12 protein-coding genes and 3 pseudogenes are annotated in these 17,286 nt (G+C 43.2%); 7 read left to right on the forward strand and 8 right to left on the reverse strand.

The window, feature by feature from the left end; all coding sequences use genetic code 11:
• Positions 1-71 precede the first annotated feature (71 nt).
• A complete protein-coding gene (locus tag ACQY1X_RS22205) occupies positions 72-1,025 on the reverse strand; it encodes an aldo/keto reductase (RefSeq protein ID WP_430015148.1) in 954 nt (317 codons plus the stop codon).
• A 412-nt stretch (positions 1,026-1,437) separates the two neighbouring features.
• Positions 1,438-1,593 (reverse strand): hypothetical protein, encoded by a 156-nt coding sequence (locus ACQY1X_RS22210; protein WP_430015149.1) that lies wholly within the window; start codon positions 1,591-1,593, stop codon positions 1,438-1,440.
• A gap of 163 nt (positions 1,594-1,756) precedes the next feature.
• Here ACQY1X_RS22210 and ACQY1X_RS22215 point away from each other — a divergent pair, with 163 nt between their 5' ends.
• Positions 1,757-3,079, forward strand: coding sequence for a pentapeptide repeat-containing protein (locus ACQY1X_RS22215; protein ID WP_430015150.1), 1,323 nt, complete (start codon positions 1,757-1,759; stop codon positions 3,077-3,079).
• Between the two features lie 209 nt (positions 3,080-3,288).
• Here the strand turns inward: ACQY1X_RS22215 and ACQY1X_RS22220 are convergent.
• Positions 3,289-4,507 (reverse strand): annotated as a pseudogene (locus ACQY1X_RS22220) (ISAs1 family transposase).
• A 349-nt stretch (positions 4,508-4,856) separates the two neighbouring features.
• On the opposite strand from ACQY1X_RS22220, the gene ndk reads away from it, so the two are divergent.
• The 6 genes and pseudogenes from ndk (at position 4,857) to ACQY1X_RS22250 (ending at position 13,301) form a co-directional block, all read left to right on the forward strand.
• On the forward strand, positions 4,857-5,306 hold the full coding sequence (ndk, locus tag ACQY1X_RS22225; protein WP_042790998.1) for a nucleoside-diphosphate kinase: 450 nt from the start codon (positions 4,857-4,859) through the stop codon (positions 5,304-5,306).
• A gap of 589 nt (positions 5,307-5,895) precedes the next feature.
• Positions 5,896-6,780: pseudogene (locus ACQY1X_RS22230) on the forward strand (RluA family pseudouridine synthase); the annotation flags it as partial.
• Between the two features lie 312 nt (positions 6,781-7,092).
• Entirely contained in the window at positions 7,093-9,255 is a 2,163-nt protein-coding gene (gene dnaK / locus ACQY1X_RS22235; RefSeq protein ID WP_430013568.1) for a molecular chaperone DnaK, read from the forward strand.
• A 152-nt stretch (positions 9,256-9,407) separates the two neighbouring features.
• On the forward strand, positions 9,408-10,283 hold the full coding sequence (locus ACQY1X_RS22240) for a DnaJ C-terminal domain-containing protein (protein WP_430013569.1): 876 nt from the start codon (positions 9,408-9,410) through the stop codon (positions 10,281-10,283).
• 104 nt (positions 10,284-10,387) lie between these two features.
• Positions 10,388-11,530: a quinone-dependent dihydroorotate dehydrogenase gene (locus ACQY1X_RS22245; protein WP_002738734.1), complete on the forward strand. Its 1,143-nt coding sequence runs from the start codon at positions 10,388-10,390 to the stop codon at positions 11,528-11,530.
• A 181-nt stretch (positions 11,531-11,711) separates the two neighbouring features.
• A complete protein-coding gene (locus ACQY1X_RS22250) occupies positions 11,712-13,301 on the forward strand; it encodes a DUF3352 domain-containing protein (RefSeq protein WP_430015151.1) in 1,590 nt (529 codons plus the stop codon).
• Here ACQY1X_RS22250 and ACQY1X_RS22255 read toward each other — a convergent pair.
• The 5 genes and pseudogenes from ACQY1X_RS22255 to ACQY1X_RS22275 form a co-directional block, all read right to left on the reverse strand.
• Positions 13,275-14,522, reverse strand: a complete 1,248-nt coding sequence (locus ACQY1X_RS22255) for a bifunctional folylpolyglutamate synthase/dihydrofolate synthase (protein ID WP_430013570.1) — start codon at positions 14,520-14,522, stop codon at positions 13,275-13,277. The two genes, ACQY1X_RS22250 and ACQY1X_RS22255, sit on opposite strands and share 27 nt — an antisense overlap.
• An 83-nt stretch (positions 14,523-14,605) precedes the next feature.
• Positions 14,606-15,331, reverse strand: a complete 726-nt coding sequence (locus ACQY1X_RS22260; protein ID WP_002759138.1) for a 2-phosphosulfolactate phosphatase family protein — start codon at positions 15,329-15,331, stop codon at positions 14,606-14,608.
• A gap of 567 nt (positions 15,332-15,898) precedes the next feature.
• A pseudogene (locus tag ACQY1X_RS22265) lies at positions 15,899-16,033 on the reverse strand (ISAs1 family transposase); the annotation flags it as partial.
• A 490-nt stretch (positions 16,034-16,523) separates the two neighbouring features.
• A complete protein-coding gene (locus ACQY1X_RS22270; protein ID WP_002739429.1) occupies positions 16,524-16,862 on the reverse strand; it encodes a type II toxin-antitoxin system PemK/MazF family toxin in 339 nt (112 codons plus the stop codon).
• A complete protein-coding gene (locus ACQY1X_RS22275) occupies positions 16,852-17,091 on the reverse strand; it encodes a hypothetical protein (RefSeq protein WP_002738503.1) in 240 nt (79 codons plus the stop codon). The genes ACQY1X_RS22270 and ACQY1X_RS22275 overlap by 11 nt, the downstream gene beginning before the upstream one ends.
• Between the last annotated feature and the right edge of the window lie 195 nt (positions 17,092-17,286).

Consider the following 17,286-nt stretch of genomic DNA (forward strand, 5'->3'; position numbering starts at 1 on the left):
TTTTAATCTTGATCACCAAAAAGTTAGAGACTTTTTCCAGAATGGTGATCAAAAATTAAAAGTTTTGATTTTTACAGCCAAGGCCGGCTCATCTGTTCTAATTGCGTCACCTCTCGCGCTTCTAAACTCCATCCTAACGCCCCGGCATTTTCAATCGCTTGGGCCGCAGTTTTTGCCCCCGGAATGGGAATCACATCCCCTTGGGCGATTAACCAATTGAGGGCGACTTGTGCGGGGGTTTTTTGGTATTTTTCGCCCAATTCTTGCATTACCCTTAAAATTGGGGCTATTTTCTCCAAACCTTCTTTTTTGAACCGCGAGTCAACTTTTCTGGCTCCATCGGGCAAATTCTGGCTTTCTGGGCTATATTTACCCGTCAGTAGTCCTTGAGCGAGAGGGCTGTAGGCGAGGATGGTGACACCTAATTCCTTGGCCGTGGCTAAAATTCCCTTAGTTTCTATTTTGCGATACAAAAGCGAATACTGCACCTGATTGACCGCTAAGGGAACCTCTTTTTTCGCCAAAATCTGGCTTGCTTGACGCATTTGCTCGGCGGAATAATTACTTACACCCACGGAACCAATCCGGCCGCGTTTTACTTCTTCCCCTAGGGCATTCATTAGGGTTTCTTGGCTAATTAGGAAGGTGAAGGGCCAATGTACTTGATAAAGAGCCATTTTATCGGTTTTTAGACGGTTTAAGCTCTCGGTAATGGCATTATGCACCGCATTCGCCCCCAATCGCCACGGTACGGGGGCAAATTTGCTGGCAATATCGATGGGAATATCGGTCTGTTGGGTAAATTTTCCTAAGAGTCGTTCCGATTCCCCCAGTCCATAGACTTCGGCAGTGTCAAAAAAGGTGATTCCTGCCTCTACTGCCGCTTTAAAGGCCTCCTCTACCTGACTAGCTCCGTATTCCTTGCCATAGTTCCAGAATAGTTTATCTCCCCATGCCCAAGTCCCAATTCCCAAGGCACTGACGGAAATTCCTGTTTGTCCGAGATTAGCGGTTTGTCTAGTCATATTCCCTACAAAGAATGACAGCGTTTCCCATTAAAGATGAAGTGTAACCTATATTTGGTCTGACTCACCACTAACCCCCTTTTTTGATTCCGGGAAATTCGCACCCATAATTAATGGGAAAGGACTTGACTTTGCCGGCGACTTGCGCTATGCTTTTCTCATAATGGGAATCCGTGCAAAAATTTTTTAGATGCAAAGATTTCTATTATGAATAAAATCTTTTAAAAATATTATCCCAAAATCTCCCGACAAAAGCAAGCAAAATTTTGCCGATAATTGTTAAGTTTTGTTAACAAAGAAATACAGAGATCAGCAAGGTAAAAAAATCGAAGTCTCTTGCTGATCCTGTTTGTCGCCTAAGCTATGATTAGGTTAGGCGAATTTGGCGCTTTGACTAATTGTTAGTGCTAACTTACGTGGTTTCAACAATTGCCGTCGGTTGGCAGGGAGTGGGTTGAAATTTCTCTGGAAAAGAGAAGCCTAAAAATGATGCGATCGCAAATATGGTGCTGATAATTTTGGCAAGACTAACAACGTCTTCTCTATACTTTAACCAATATTTATACATAATCATCAATCCTTTTACTTAGGAGGTGAACTATCTCTAGATTAAAAAAAATCTGATTATTTGTCGTTACTCAAAAGTCATGAAAATGGTACTTTTTTTAGGTACTCTCAAGTAACCTGACAGGGTACTGAAAAGTAATCTTAAGTCCTGTTACCCTTAAAAAATGATGATAAATGAACTAAAAATGACTGAAATTAAACCCCTTTCATGGACTGAATTAGAAATGCTGGTTAATGATCTGAAAAAAGAGCATACAAACAAGGGATTAACGGACGTGGAAACAAAAATATTAAAAGGTGTTTTTGATGATAAAACATATCGTGATCTAGCGGAAGAAATTAGGACAGAAGAACAGTCAATCAAGAATGCGGCTTCTAGTTTATTTAAAATCTTGTCAGCGCAAACAGGTGAAAAGATTGGAAAGACTAATCTGATTACTGCTTTGGCAAGGTATAGAGATAATTCTCAGACATTTGATCATAACAATAAACCTCAACCTCAGCAATCAGATAAAGTTTTTGAATTAGTTATTGAGGTAGATATAGACGACCTGACACCAGAGAAAATTGATAAGATTAACAACCTTATTCAAAAAATCGCCAGAGACAACACGATCAAGCCTATTATGAAACTTAAAGGCAGTATTCGGCTATTTTTAGAAGGTTCAGAAGATGGACTACAGCGCCTAGCAGATTTACATCAATCGGGGGAATTGCAAGCCCTTCTCAATGAACTTAAATCAGACGATATACCCGAAATTATCGTCAAAAAAGCAGAGTTCACTACAGATGCAAAAGTTATTCAAAAAGCCGAGTTAATTAAAGCAATTCGAGAGGGAACAATCGATAAGACAACTCTACAACAAGTTGATTTAAGTGGGGCTGACCTGAGAAGGGCTAACCTGAGAGGGGCTAACCTGAGTGAGGCTGACCTGAGTGGGGCTGACCTGAGTGGGGCTGACCTGAGTGAGGCTATCCTGAGAGAGGCTGACCTGAGTGAGGCTGACCTGAGTGGGGCTGACCTGAGTGGGGCTAACCTGAGAGGGGCTAACCTGATATGGGCTGACCTGAGTGGGGCTAACCTGAGAGGGGCTAACCTGATATGGGCTAACCTGATATGGGCTAACCTGAGAGGGGCTAACCTGAGTGAAGCTGACCTGAGTGAAGCTGACCTGAGTGGGGCTGACCTGAGTGGGGCTATCCTGAGTGGGGCTGACCTGTGGGGGGCTATCCTGAGTGGGGCTATCCTGAGAGAGGCTATCCTGAGTGGGGCTTTCCTGGGTTGGGCTATCCTGAGAGAGGCTGACCTGAGAGAGGCTGACCTGAGAAGGGCTGACCTGAGTGAAGCTGACCTGAGTGGGGCGAAAGTTGAAAAGGCTATCTTTATCGGTGCAACGGGGATCACCCGTGAACAAAAACAGGATTTAATTCGACGAGGGGCAATTTTTGGGGATAATTCTAACGATCGCAGTAAAGTATTAGTTTAAAACAGCCTTTGATCTCCACCTTCAGCAGAGATTTAGGTAGGGTTGGCTGAATAAATGTGAAATATAGACGAGATAAGGGGTTTGGCGGCCTGTTTGACCAAGCAGCTGCAAGATTTTCAAGCTGGTGGCTCAAAAACCTTGTATCTTAACCAGCGATCGCCCCTACTTTTTCAGCCAACCCATAATTAATCAGGGTAAGAGCATCTCAATTAGGCTTGACAAAAGGCTTTCAGCACAGCCATCATATAGTCATTATCCATGGCCGCCCGTTTACTTTTTTGTGCCAGACCACGTCGGTAAGTAGATTCCTGGTTAAGAGCGTTAAGTGCTACTCGTCTCAAGAAGGCTCCCATTACGAGGGCTGTGACCGGAGCGAATCCGAGATTTATCTTCATTAAAAGTAACATCTAAAATCCAATGAGCCTGATTTTCAATGCCCCAATGTTTACGAATAGCATTACCTATTTTTTGAGCATCAGCGGGGAGAGAACTGAGATAAAATTGGACTTCACAAGTGGTTTTATTCCAAAGATGACGAACTCGTTTAACCATGATAATACTTTGAAGTCCTTGCCATTGAGCCTGTTGATAAAGACCGCCGAAAGCTTCTAAGGGTACAGCCCAACACCAACGTTTTTCGAGGCGATGATGACCTTTTTCCAGACGGTAATCATAACTAAATTGAATACCATCAAATTGATGTGCTTGAGCTTGCTCAAACCAGTTTTTGACCTGAGTATAAAGAGTCGGATGATTAGCTTTAAGGGCGACAACGTAGTCAGCTTTTTTGGCTTGAATATGATTAATAATCGCCGTTTGAGTTCCCAGAGCATCAAGGGTGATAATTGCCCCTTGAAGGTCTAACAGTTCTAGTAAAGCGGGAATAGCAGTAATCTCATTGGATTTATCTTCCACCTTGACTTGTCCTAAAACTAATTTCTGCTCCCCCGCCCAAGCCGTCACTAAATGCAAGGCTTTAATTCCTTGATTACGGTCGTAAGAACCTCTGAGACTTTTCCCGTCTATGGGAACTATTTCCCCCGAAAGAGAACCGATTAAATGGGGCAGCCATTGAGACAAAACTTTGGCCAAAACTTCCGGGTTAATCCGTTCAAAAACCCGCCGAAAAGTATCATCAGAAGGAATGCCATTAGGTAATTCTAAAAACTCAGATAACCAAGACTGCTTACTGAGTCCATAATTTTCCATGTCTTCCCAACCTTCGGCTCCTGCTATAACGGCTAAAATAGCAATGACTAAAATATCAGTTAATAAATGTTTTTGGGTTCGGGACACTCTCGGGTCAGGAATATCTTGAAGATAAGTCAATAAACTAGCTTGAATTTCATTGATTGATGTTAAAGGAAGCTCAGGTTTTAGTTGAGCTTTATTTCCGGTGGGGAGAACGGGAGCAAAACCTTTACCCATGAGCTATTTCCTCATTAATTTTCATCAACAACAGTGAGACTAAGGCTAATTATAAATTATACAGAGGTAGCAGCGGCTAAGTCTGGGTACTGGCAGTGCGGGACGGTGCTATGGCGATTTGATTGCCCTATTCAGAAATCTTTGTCAACTACAATGATTAGCCGACAATGAATCGCCGATAGCTGATAGCAGGCGTTGGGTTTCATACTTCAACCCAGCCACTTAACTGCTGTAAATCCGACAGCAAGCTGACTCAGCAATTTAAGCGAAAATTCTGCCATTCTCTAGAATGCCATTCCGGGTTAATCTGGGTTTTGTGACAATTTATGGCTAAATTTTAAGAGGCAGTATGGAACGCACTTTCTTAATGATTAAACCCGACGGTGTACAACGCAATCTGGTGGGGGAAATTATTCAACGCTTTGAAGCTAAAGGTTTTACGCTGGTTGGGTTGAAAATGATGCAGGTTTCTAGCGAATTAGCGGAAAAACACTACGCTGTTCATAAAGAAAGACCTTTTTTCCCTTCGTTGGTCGATTTTATTACTTCCTCCCCCGTGGTGGCTATGGTTTGGCAAGGAGAAGGAGTAATTGCCTCCGCTAGAAAAATTATTGGCGCCACTAATCCCCTCAATGCCGAACCTGGTACGATTCGCGGTGATTTTGGTATTAGTGTCGGACGCAATCTTATCCATGGTTCCGATGGTCCAGATACCGCCAAAGATGAAGTTAGTCTCTGGTTTAGCGATGCAGAATTGGCTAATTGGACTCCCTCCATCACTCCCTGGGTCGTAGAGTAAATCCCTTTGAAGCAGTCAGGAGTCAGGAGATAGGAGTCAGTATTCTCCGAGTCAGCTTTTTTCTCCCTTCTCCCTTCTCCCCTCTCTGCAATAACTACTGCTGCATACTTTGTGCTTTTTGTCAAAAAAACTTTTTTTTTGCAACAAAACTACACAAAAAAAAGATCATCGTTGTGGGTGAAATTGACTGATTTACCTGTCTGAATTAGGATCACTCTCTAGGTGTGGCAAGGGTTTCAACCATTGCTGCCTAAGAAAGCACAAAATACCCCATTATGAAATTCAGTAAAATCGCTGTAACCATGATAACATCGTTGTCAAATAAAAATCTTTCTCAATTAATTCTTAAGAATTTGTAAATATTGCGAAATGTTAATTTAAATATTCTCAAGTTTTTGGAGTCAATAAATAACTTTTGCTTATCTTTGTCTAACATTGAGTTAGGAGATAGGAGTCAGGAGATAGGAGATTATTTTATTTATTCTCCCCACACCCCACACCCCACACCCTACACCCCACACCCTACACCCTACACCCTACACCCTACACCCCACACCCCACACCCCACACCCCACACCCCACTTCCCCAATGGCCAATCAAGGTTGGATTTATCGAGATAAAATTAGCAAAAATCAGGCAGGATTAAGCCTATTAGCCTACTATGCGGGCAAATATCCCCATTCTAGCCCAGAAGAATGGCTCGATCGCATTTTATCAGCAGCAATTCTCGTCAACGGTCGTCCCGCTTACCCCGATACAGTCTTAGAAATCGGGCAGCAATTGACCTATCAGCGCCCGCCTTGGACAGAACCGGATGTACCGCTCTTTTTTGAGGTACTCTACGAGGATACCGAGGTGTTAGTGGTGGCGAAACCTTCGGGATTACCCGTGTTAGCGGGGGGTGGATTTCTCGAACATACTCTCATCCATTTGGTACATCAGCATTATGCCGAGGTCACTCCCTATCCAATTCATCGTCTTGGTCGCGGCACTTCTGGCATAGTCTTAATGGCGAAATCAAAGCCCGCTAGAGCTAAATTGAGTCAACAGATGCGAGAGGGGAAAATTACCAAAATATATCGAGCTTTAGTTGGTCAGGGCGACATACCGGATAATTTTAGTATTAATCAAGCGATCGGGAAAATCGCCCATCCCATTTTAGGCTACGTTTACGGTGCGCTCACAGATGGGTTATCGGCCCGCAGTGATGGTCGAGTCTTAAAAAAACATCCCGATAGTACACTATTAGAAGTAGAAATTTTTACGGGCAGACCCCATCAAATTCGCATTCATCTGGCCTTTTTTGGCTATCCCTTAATCGGTGATCCCTTGTATGGTCTGGGGGGATTACCGCGACCGGATGCAGTGCCAGGAGATTGTGGTTATTATCTCCATGCCAATCAAATCGTTTTTAATCATCCCAGTACAGGGGAAAGAATCTCTATTTGTTGTCCAGCGCCGCCGGAATCAGTTATCAGTTATCAGTTCACCGAGAAAACTCCCCACATCCTACACCCCACACCCTACACCCCACACCCTACACCCCACACCCTGCCACCACCGAAAAACTTTTTGCCGCAGACCCTATTTAAAACTCCCCAAGCTCGATCGCCAGCGATCACTAAAAGACTACTTCGGTAATCACACCCTGAATCGCCCCGAACCGAGAGCGAGAACCTAAGACAATTCGATACAATATTGTCAACAAGCATTAAGCGATTTAAACTATCGATCGAAGGTAAAAGTCCCGAAGTTATCGAAATCTAGGGGGAGACAAAAACAAGCATGGGTAGAGTAGTAGGCATTGATCTAGGGACAACTAACTCCGTCGTCGCCGTGATGGAAGGCGGAAAGCCAGTGGTCATCGCCAACTCGGAGGGCATGAGAACCACCCCTTCTGTGGTCGGTTTTAATAAAGATGGCGAGTTAGTCGTCGGTCAAATGGCCCGGCGACAAGGGGTACTCAATCCCCAAAACACCTACTATGCAATCAAACGCTACATAGGTCGTCGCTACTCGGAATTAAACCCCGAATCGAAGCGCGTCCCCTACACCATCCGCCGGGATGAGATGGGCAATATCAAGATTAAATGCCCCCGTCTGCAAAAAGAATTCGCCCCCGAAGAAATTTCCGCCCTAGTTTTACGCCGATTAGCCGAAGAAGCCAGCCGTTATCTAGGGGAAGAAGTCACCGGGGCCGTCATCACCGTCCCCGCCTATTTTAATGACTCCCAACGTCAAGCCACCCGGGATGCGGGCCGAATTGCGGGGTTAGAAGTGATGAGGATTCTCAACGAACCCACCGCCGCTGCCCTAGCCTACGGTCTCGATGAACAGGAAAGCAAGAAAATCCTCGTTTTTGACCTGGGGGGCGGTACTTTTGATGTTTCTATCCTGGAAGTGGGTGACGGCGTTTTTGAGGTGAAAGCCACCAGTGGCGACACCCAATTAGGCGGTAATGATTTCGATAAAAGAATCGTCGATTGGTTAGCCAATCAATTTTTGGAACAGGAAGGCGTGGAGCTGCGCCAAGACCGGCAAGCACTACAAAGACTGACAGAAGCGGCAGAAAAAGCCAAAATTGAACTATCTGGGGTCAGCGTCACCGATATTAATCTACCCTTTATCATCGCCACGGAAGACGGACCCAAACACATCGAAACTCGCCTGAGTCGGGCCCAATTTGAGGAATTATGCGGCGATTTAATCAGTCGTCTCCGTCGTCCTCTCAAACGGGCCCTTTCCGATGCCGGTTTGTCCCCCGTCCAACTAGACGAAGTGGTACTGGTGGGCGGCGGCACGCGGATGCCGGTGGTGAAGGATTTAGTGGGGAGTTTTATCGATAGGGAACCCAATCAAAATGTTAACCCTGATGAGGTTGTAGCGGTCGGGGCGGCTATTCAAGCGGGAATTTTGGGCGGCGAGGTCAAAGACGTGCTGCTCCTCGATGTGACCCCTTTATCCTTGGGTTTAGAAACCATCGGCGGTGTGATGAAAAAGTTAATCCCCCGCAATACCACTATTCCCGTCCGCAGATCTGACCTTTTTTCCACTTCCGAAAATAATCAAACTGTGGTGGAAATTCATGTTTTGCAGGGGGAAAGGGAAATGGCCAGCGATAATAAATCCCTGGGACGTTTTAAATTAACCGGTATCCCCCCCGCACCCCGGGGCATTCCCCAAGTGCAGGTGTCCCTCGATATCGATGCTAACGGCATTCTACAAGTCACCGCTAGGGATAAAATGACCGGACGGGAGCAAAGTGTCACCATTCAAGGCGCTTCTACCCTCAGCGAAGGGGAAATTAACCGCATGATCGGTGATGCTGCCCGATTTGCCGAAGCAGATCGTACCCGTCGCGAAAAGGTGGATAAACGCAATCGCGCCCGCTCTCTGGTGGATCAAGCCCAACGACGCTTAAAAGATGTTACTCTCGATTTTGGTAATGAGTTCACCCGTTCCTATCGTCGTCAAATTGAGTCTTTGAGTACGGAAATTATCGACGCTTTGGAGAAAAATGATGACCGTCGCATCGATCGCGCCCAGGCAGACCTACAGGATGTTATCTATGAATTAAATCGCGAGGTACGCCTACAATACGACGAGGAAGACGAGGGCTTTTTTAGCGCTATTCGCAAGACTTTTACTGGAGATAAGGAAGATGATCTTCCCTCCGAACCGCGTCGCGATCGTTATCGTCAGGATTATCGTCCCAGTACACCGGGTTATCAAAGTGATTATCGACCCAATTATTCGGCTAATCAAGATAGTTATCGCCCCCGCAATCAGGACAATTACTATAATGGCCGCGATAGCGATTGGCAAAGTCCCCCCCCTTCGGAGGAAAAAAGTTATAACAATAGTAAAAGTACCCGCAGCAGCGGCAATCGTTCCCGCAATATTCCCCCCCAAAATAACTGGGATGATGACGATGATGATTGGTTTTAATCAGTGATCAGTAAACAGTGATCAGTAATCAGTAAAAAGACAGTGGGAAACTACTATTTAATACTGCTCGCTTAATACATACTGCTCACTTAAAACTCAAATCTGATAACTGATAACTGATAACTGATAACTGATAACTGATAACTGAATATATGCCACAATTAGTTAATTATTATGATGTTTTAGGAGTATCTCGCACGGCTACTGGTGACGAGATAAAAAAGGCTTTTCGACGACTGGCGCGTCAATATCATCCTGATGTTAATCCGGGGGATAAATCGGCCGAAGAAAAGTTTAAAGATATTAATGAAGCTTATGATGTTCTCTCCGATGAAGAAAAACGGGTTGAGTATAATCGTTCCTTGACGGGGATTAAGCGCCGCGGGATACGTCCGGGGGAAAAAGCCAATAGTAACGGGAATGGAAAAATACCCCGTACAGAACAGGATTTATGGAAGTTTAGAGATTTTAATAACCTTAATACTAAGCGCGCTAAAATTGCCTCCTCTCCCCGTTTAACTCGTCGAGATGTGGAGGCAAAATTGACTTTACCTTTGGAGAAAGCCTATCAAGGTGGCCGACAAAGAATTCGTCTGGAAGATGGTAGATCAATAGAGGTTGATATGCCAGCATCTATGATCGATGGGCAGAAAATTCGTCTCAAAGGTCAGGGTATTGAAGGGGGTGATTTATATTTAAAAATAACTATCGCTAGGCATCATTTTTTTAGGATTCAAGGTTCTGATATTGTCTGTCAAGTACCAATTACTCCTAGCGAGGCAATTGTGGGCGGTTTTGTGGAAATTCCCACCATTGACGGGTTAGTTAAAATGATGATTCCTAAGGGAGTTAAAAGCGGTCAAAGATTACGTTTGGCTAATAAAGGTTATCCCACTTCCCAAGGAGAAAGGGGCGATCAATTAGTGGAAATTATCTTAGTTAATCCTCCCAATCCTAGCCCAGAAGAATTAGAACTTTATCAAAAAATACGGGCGATCGAAACTTTTAATCCTCGTCAAGGTTTATAAAGATTATGCTAGGTGGGTTACGGCAAATTGGAAATTTTTTGTCAAAAACATAACTTGTTCTTGCCTAACCCACCCTACACCTAACCCTTAATTCCTGTCTTTTTATGATCAATATAATTGACACAATTAAACCTTTTTATCCTCTAGCTTTCAAGGCTATTCGGGGCAATTTAGAAGGAACACAAAAACAATTATTAAATACTCTGCAAAAAATCGATCGCTCGCGGGGGGAATTTTGGGGACAATGGCTAATCTCACAATTATCAGAATCCCTCAGTTTTAGCGATTCTCGCCTATCGCAAAGCCTCTGGGGGTTAAATTTCCCCAATCCCGTCGGATTGGCGGCAGGATTCGATAAAGACGGTTTAGGGGCAGGACTTTGGCATAATTTCGGCTTTGGTTTTGCCGAGGTGGGTGCTGTCACCCTAGAAGGGCAACCGGGCAACCCAAAACCGAGATTATTTCGTTTACCGGAAGATTTGGCGGGATTAAACCGTATGGGGGCAAATAACCTCGGTGCGCCGGTTCTAGCGGCAACTCTCCAACAATCTTGGCAACGACAACCCCGACAGATTCCCATCGGTATTAACCTCTGTAAATCGAAAAATACGCCCCTAGAAAAGGCCCCGGAGGACTATTTAGGCAGTTTTCGCTATTTATTCCCCCATGCTGATTATTTTGTCGTTAATGTTAGTTCTCCCAATACTCCCGGTTTGCGTTCCCTGCAAAGTGGGGAACAACTCGATAAAATCCTCGACATTTTACAAACAGAAAATCAAGGCAGAAAACCCCTATTAGTGAAAATTTCTCCCGATTTAGAATGGGAAGATATCATAATAATTATTGACCTAGCTTTCTCCTATCAATTAGCTGGAATTGTCGCTACTAATACCACCACTAAACGCACGGGATTAAAAACCACAATTCTGCCCGAAACCGGTAAACCAATCACTGAAGAAGCAGGGGGAATTAGTGGGCAACCTTTGCGGGAACGTTCCACAGAAGTGATCCGTTTTATCTATCAGCAAACCCAAGGCAATTTACCAATAATTGGAGTGGGAGGCATTTTTTCTCTCGATGATGCTTGGGAAAAAATTACCGCCGGTGCGAGTTTATTACAGATTTATACCGGTTGGTTATATCGAGGACCATGGCTAGTATCAAATATTTTACAAGGATTAACAGAAAAACTAGAGGTCAATGGGTTGACTAACATTAATCAAGCGGTGGGGTTGAAATCTGACTAAGGATGAGCCAATTTTCTCTGGTAATTAGCAATAATTTCGGAAAAATTAGCTGAAATGTTGTCTGTCACCTTTGGGGATAAGATAAGATAATTAGGATAACTACAATAGGACTAATCTAGAGACTACAACCGCAGACAAATCGATCGCCAAGTATGGAACTTTTTAACCAAACCACAATTCTATGTCAAAAAAATCATTTTTACCCGGTTGTTTAGTCGTCCTAGGACTAACAGCAGTAACCGCAGGAGGTGTCTATCTTTATCTACGAGGACAGCTACCTTGGCAAAGATTCACCCCCTTGCAATCGGCAAAAGTTATCCCAGAAACTGCCTTTGCTAGTAGTTTTGTCTCCACGGATGCAAAAGCTTGGTCAGTGTTAGCTAAATATGGTACACCAGAATCGCGAACTGCGGTTAGTCAGGGACTAGAAGAATTACAAAAAAATATCTTCACTGATAAGATTGATTATCAACGGGATATCGAACCTTGGATCGGTAGTATTAGCTTTGCTTTTCTTCCCGCAGCTACCCCCGGACAATCGGAATTATTAACGGTTATCGGGATCAAAGATAAAATTAAAGCGTCAGAATTCCAGAAAAAACTAGGACAACAAGTTAATCGCAAAACTAGCACCAGTGACTACAAAGGTATTACAATTACTTCTATAGATTGGCAGGATAATACCACCATTTATACTGCCGTTACTGGTGATTTTTTGTTGATATCCTACGATAAAAAGGTGTTAGAAGCGGCGATCGATACCTATCAAGGACAGCCATCTTTTAGCAGTAAACCGGAAGTGAGAAAACTGCTTTCCCAATCCCTCAACCTACCCAATACCCTAGCGACAATTTATATTGATGATTATGCCAAAATCTTGGAACCAGATGCTAATTTATCTCCCCAAAGTCGGCAAGAATTAGCAAAAATTCAAGATATTGTCGCAGGAGTGGGTGTCACCGATACGGGATTACAATTACAAATGGTGGCTAAACTTGCTCCTGAAACTATTTCTAACCTACCTTCCCCTAGCAGAAATCAAGTTTTAAATTATTTACCCGGAGATACCATCGCACTTTGGAGTGGGAATAATCTTAAACAGGGATGGGAAGAAGCAGAAAAACAGTCCCAAACTAACCCAGAATTACAAGCTTTTCTGCGTCAGATCCGTGAGAATTTTCAGATGGCAACTCTTGACGCGGATAAAGAAGTTTTTAACTGGATGGATCGAGAATTTGCCTTCGGAATTATCCCTAACCAGCAAGCAGTGGGAGGGTTAGGTTTTGGGGGAATGATGATCTGGCAAACTGGCGATCATAAAGCGGCAAAAACTACCCTCGATAAGTTAAATGAATTGGTGAAAACTGTTCCCTTTATCACCATAAAAAACAGTCAAATTTCTGGCCAAGATGTGACTGAATGGAAAGCGGAAGAACAAGCTATTTTAACCTATGCTTGGCCTAATAATGATACCCTAAAAATGACCGTCGGAATTCCCTATCAACCCCAACCGAATCAACCGATTAGCAAAAGTGAGAATTTCCAAGCATCGATCGCAAATTTGCCTAAAAATAATCTCGGTTATTTCTTCATCGATGTGGAGCAAATTATCGCTAAAGCAGGGGGAATTAATAATCTTCCTGCCACGGAATTAACCCCGGAAGCAAAGGCCTTTTTAGAATCGGTACGCGGCATCGGAATTACTGCCACTATGCCTGATAAAACCACCAGTAAAATTGATGTTTTATTTTCCCTGAAACAAACTCCCTAAAAAGTAACCAACTAAATAAAGCGATCCACAGAGAATTATCTGACTATCGGCAGATTCTTGGATGGCTTTTTTTAGTCCTAAAAATACATCAGAACAAGTCTCTAGGTGAGATAATTCTGAACAAATTGAAGCCGCTAATTCCGCTAAGGTTTCAGGATTAGCACTGCTATGATCAGGAACAGGAACTAAATATAAACTATCGCCTTTTCTTAATAAAGCTTGGAATATTTCCCGATGATCTTTGGTCGATAAAATTCCCATCACCCAGATAATTTTTGGAGCCTTTAAACTATCTACATAATGCCTTAAACCAATGGCAGCAGCGGGATTATGAGCGCCATCTATTAAAATTTCTCGCTGACACCAATTAACGGTTTGTAAACGTCCTAACCAGCGAGTTTTTGCCATTCCTTCCCGCACGACTTCATCGCTAATTTGCCAACCTTGCCGACGTAAAATATTAACAACAGCGATCGCTATAGCCGAATTAGTTAATTGAAAATCTCCCGCTAAGGATAAAGGGTATTCTAAACCTTGATATTTAGCCCGATTATCGGCAATTTTTTCGGCAGCTTCTACCCATACCGTTGGACAATTTAACAGCTTGATTCTCTCCCTAACTACTCCCTGCGCTGATTCCGGTAATTGTCCGATAACTGCGGGACAATTCGCTTTTAATATCCCCGCTTTCTCCCCGGCAATATCGGCAACCGTGGGACCTAAATTTTGCCAATGTTCCCGACTAATAGAAGTGATGACAGTAACTAAAGGTTGAGCGCAAACATTAGTCGCATCCAATCTTCCTCCTAAACCCACTTCCATCACGGCAATATCCACCTTTTCCTGGGCAAAATACAGCCAAGCAGCGGCAGTAATTACCTCAAATTGAGTAGGACTTTCCTGCTGGGGATCGATAAGCGATTGTATATATTTAAGCAGGTTTTCTAAAGTCGCGGTTTCAATATTTTCGCCATTAATAGAGATTCTTTCTGTCCAATCAATTAAATGGGGAGAAATATAACGTCCGACTTTGTAACCGGCGGTACTGAGAATAGAGGATAGATAGGCACAAACTGAACCTTTGCCATTAGTTCCCGTGACATGAATAATCGGAATTTTATCTTGGGGATTGCCTAAAATCTCCAGCAGATTTTTTATTCTTTCTAAACCGAGATTGACACCAAAACGCTGAAAAGATTGCAGTAAAGAATCGATAGTCATGGTTAGCAAACTATAAATAAAGGAATCCGGCTAGGATCGATACTCCTACCGGCACTGATGACCCTTTCTGTGGGTAGTAATGTCTAAAGTTTGACTAAAATGCTCGGTTCTTTTTGGATCGGTAAAACATCAAGAGAGTCAATATTAGCGCAGTATTTTAAATCTTCTTGACAGTGGAGACGCAAGAGGCGCTGACCATGACTACAACTGTGGAACATTCCTAAAAGATCATTTTGCCATTGACGATAAAGAGCGATCGAGGCGATAACCTCATCATTACCGATCGCCATTTGCCCCGATTGTTCTTGTAGCGCATCGGCGATCGCTCCAGCACAGGCCGTATCTTCCAAAGAATAACCCCCTTCCCAACCAGAGCCAACAATCCAGACGGTTTCGGGCTGCCTATCCAATAAGTAATTAACGGCAGCTTGCCGATTGATCATGGCCGCAGTGATCACGATCGGGGATTCTTCCACTCTTTGCAGAGCGCGAGTGCCGTTAGTGGTACTGATAAACAGACGACGACCTTTCATTAAATCAGGGGTACAATCGAGGGGAGAATTGCCCAGATCGCAGCCTTCCACTTTCGCGCCGCCTCTTTCTCCTGCTCGGAGACGTTTTTCTGGTTGCCAGGTATCGCTCACCTGCATCAGGGTTTTCAGATCGCTAAAGGTTTGCACTGCTTCCGCACCGGCATTGAGGGCAGTGGCGATCGTGGTTGTCGCTCTTAAAACATCGATAACGACGGCGCAATCGGGTAGAGTATGGACGGGGGTAAGTTCGGGAGTATGATAAATGAAAACCTGCACGAGTTATACCAAGTAAAAAGTAAAAGGGGGAATAAGCTCAACATACCGCCGCTCGGCGTTGCGCTGGCAGAAGAAAGACAAGGCCGATTTTATCACGATGGATGTCAGCTAGTTAAGCTGTTCTTAATTCAAATTGCTTGTTGAGATCAGGCAAGGGGGGGCTAATCTCAGAATAAGCGGTTTAAATACGTCTTAGCTTATTACTTGAAATACCCACGCGGGGCTCTTCTGGTTTATGTGTGGAAACGAAGCCTATACTGATAGTTTCTTCGGCAAAATAGTCGTAAAAGTCCTTCTCAGTCAACATTTCACGATTCCATAAGCAAAAATTATCACACAAAGTCGAGAAGAGCCGTATAGCTGATTTTGAGTCAATAAATTTGATCGAGGATTCTCAAGTTTATCTTTTTTTAATCAAAAGAGTTAGTCATAATAACTAATCTTTAATCTTCTGCCAATATTTATTATGAATAGATTGATAAAGCCTGTTCCCAAGCCACTAAAAGCCTATCTCTCTTGAAATTGTCTGAGAGTACATCCTGTTAATTTAGCTAATTTTTCTGCTTCTTACGTCGATAAAACTATCAGTTTTTCCCAACGTTCAGCTAACCACCTCTGTCCCTCCGTTATTGAGAGAAAACCCAAACCTCTGAAAAGATTCAATCCTATGGTTGTGAGAATTGACCAATTGCTTGCCGGCTCTTCTCGACTTTGTGTGATAATTTTTGCTTATGGAATCGTGAAATGCTTATCGGGTAACACTTTTAGGACTATTTTGTCGAAGAAACTATCAGTATAGACCTCGTTTCCACACAGAAACCAGAAGAGCCGAGGTTTAAAGACTGATTCGAGCCAATTATTTTTATTAATAAACATTTTACACAATTCATACCAGGTAAGCAACAGAGCTACGCCACTACTACCGAATCATTACCGATTCCCTTTTAAATCTTCGCTATTTATAGAGGAATATGAGTAATCCGGTCTTGATAATCTTGGGCATCTCCTAATCAAGCAATGAGAATTACTTAATACTGATTAATAATTTTCTGCCGCTGCCCTTTCTGCCTTTAATTTCCGCATTTTCTCCACAAAAGCGGGGGGTTCATACTAAATCCGTTGAGTATAGGCTAGTTATACAGAGAAAAACAAACGTTCGCCTCTAGCAAGATTTACCTAATTTAAAGGTATATTAGGAACGTAGAATATCGGACAAAATATCTATAATTAAAGTTTGAGTTTTTAATGATAATGAGCCTAGTTCACGCTGAATCAGTGAAGATCGAAGTGTTACTAAATGATCAAGTCTGATGGCTGAGGATTGGCGAAGACCACTTATCATAAAATCTGGACTTTCTGGTCTCAGAATAATATCTGTACGAAGGGGATTTTCGGGAATACGACTGGTGATCAGAGCAAAGATAATGTGTTGATAGCCTCCAATTTTATTGGTTAAGCAATAAGCGGGGCGAACTTTACTGGAAGATAAATCGTCGAAGGGAAATTGAATTAAAACGATTTTACCCTTCATTGCTTACAGGTTGTCCATCGTTTAGAGTATAAATATCTTCTTCGGTATCATGCAGAAAAGCAAAGCTAGGGTTATGAGAAACGGCATCTAGCCAGTTTTTTTCGTTCAGTTCATCCTCCGACATCAAAAGAATGACGCGCACAAACCGATCTTTTTCTTGGGGAATAGGATGATCAAGTTGAATTTGCCCTTGGGTATTGAGGATACCAGTGGTTTCAATCGCACGCATAGCAAAGTCTAAAGGGAGTAACTCGATTCTAACATTAAAAATGTGGCTACTATGAAATTAGGATTAAAGGAACGGGGAATGGGGAACAGAGTAAAGTAAATGTTTACAGATAGTTCTAACAATCCAAAAAAAGACTTCAGGATGATCAATCCAAAATTATCAAATCATCGCCTAATTCAGCAACGCTTATCATAA

It is taken from the genome of Microcystis protocystis FBCC-A270 (genome assembly GCF_050500235.1).
In the GTDB taxonomy this organism is placed as follows: Bacteria; Cyanobacteriota; Cyanobacteriia; order Cyanobacteriales; family Microcystaceae; genus Microcystis; species Microcystis ichthyoblabe_A.

Excerpts from the sequence above, each read along its gene's own strand:
- ACQY1X_RS22250 (WP_430015151.1), top strand. The coding sequence starts at position 11,712 with ATGTCAAAAAAATCATTTTTACCCGGTTGTTTAGTCGTCCTAGGACTA.
- dnaK (WP_430013568.1), top strand. The coding sequence starts at position 7,093 with ATGGGTAGAGTAGTAGGCATTGATCTAGGGACAACTAACTCCGTCGTC.
- ndk (WP_042790998.1), top strand. The coding sequence starts at position 4,857 with ATGGAACGCACTTTCTTAATGATTAAACCCGACGGTGTACAACGCAAT.
- ACQY1X_RS22245 (WP_002738734.1), top strand. The coding sequence starts at position 10,388 with ATGATCAATATAATTGACACAATTAAACCTTTTTATCCTCTAGCTTTC.
- ACQY1X_RS22275 (WP_002738503.1), bottom strand. The coding sequence starts at position 17,091 with ATGCGTGCGATTGAAACCACTGGTATCCTCAATACCCAAGGGCAAATT.
- ACQY1X_RS22255 (WP_430013570.1), bottom strand. The coding sequence starts at position 14,522 with ATGACTATCGATTCTTTACTGCAATCTTTTCAGCGTTTTGGTGTCAAT.
- ACQY1X_RS22210 (WP_430015149.1), bottom strand. The coding sequence starts at position 1,593 with ATGTATAAATATTGGTTAAAGTATAGAGAAGACGTTGTTAGTCTTGCC.
- ACQY1X_RS22205 (WP_430015148.1), bottom strand. The coding sequence starts at position 1,025 with ATGACTAGACAAACCGCTAATCTCGGACAAACAGGAATTTCCGTCAGT.
- ACQY1X_RS22270 (WP_002739429.1), bottom strand. The coding sequence starts at position 16,862 with ATGAAGGGTAAAATCGTTTTAATTCAATTTCCCTTCGACGATTTATCT.
- ACQY1X_RS22215 (WP_430015150.1), top strand. The coding sequence starts at position 1,757 with ATGATGATAAATGAACTAAAAATGACTGAAATTAAACCCCTTTCATGG.
- ACQY1X_RS22240 (WP_430013569.1), top strand. The coding sequence starts at position 9,408 with ATGCCACAATTAGTTAATTATTATGATGTTTTAGGAGTATCTCGCACG.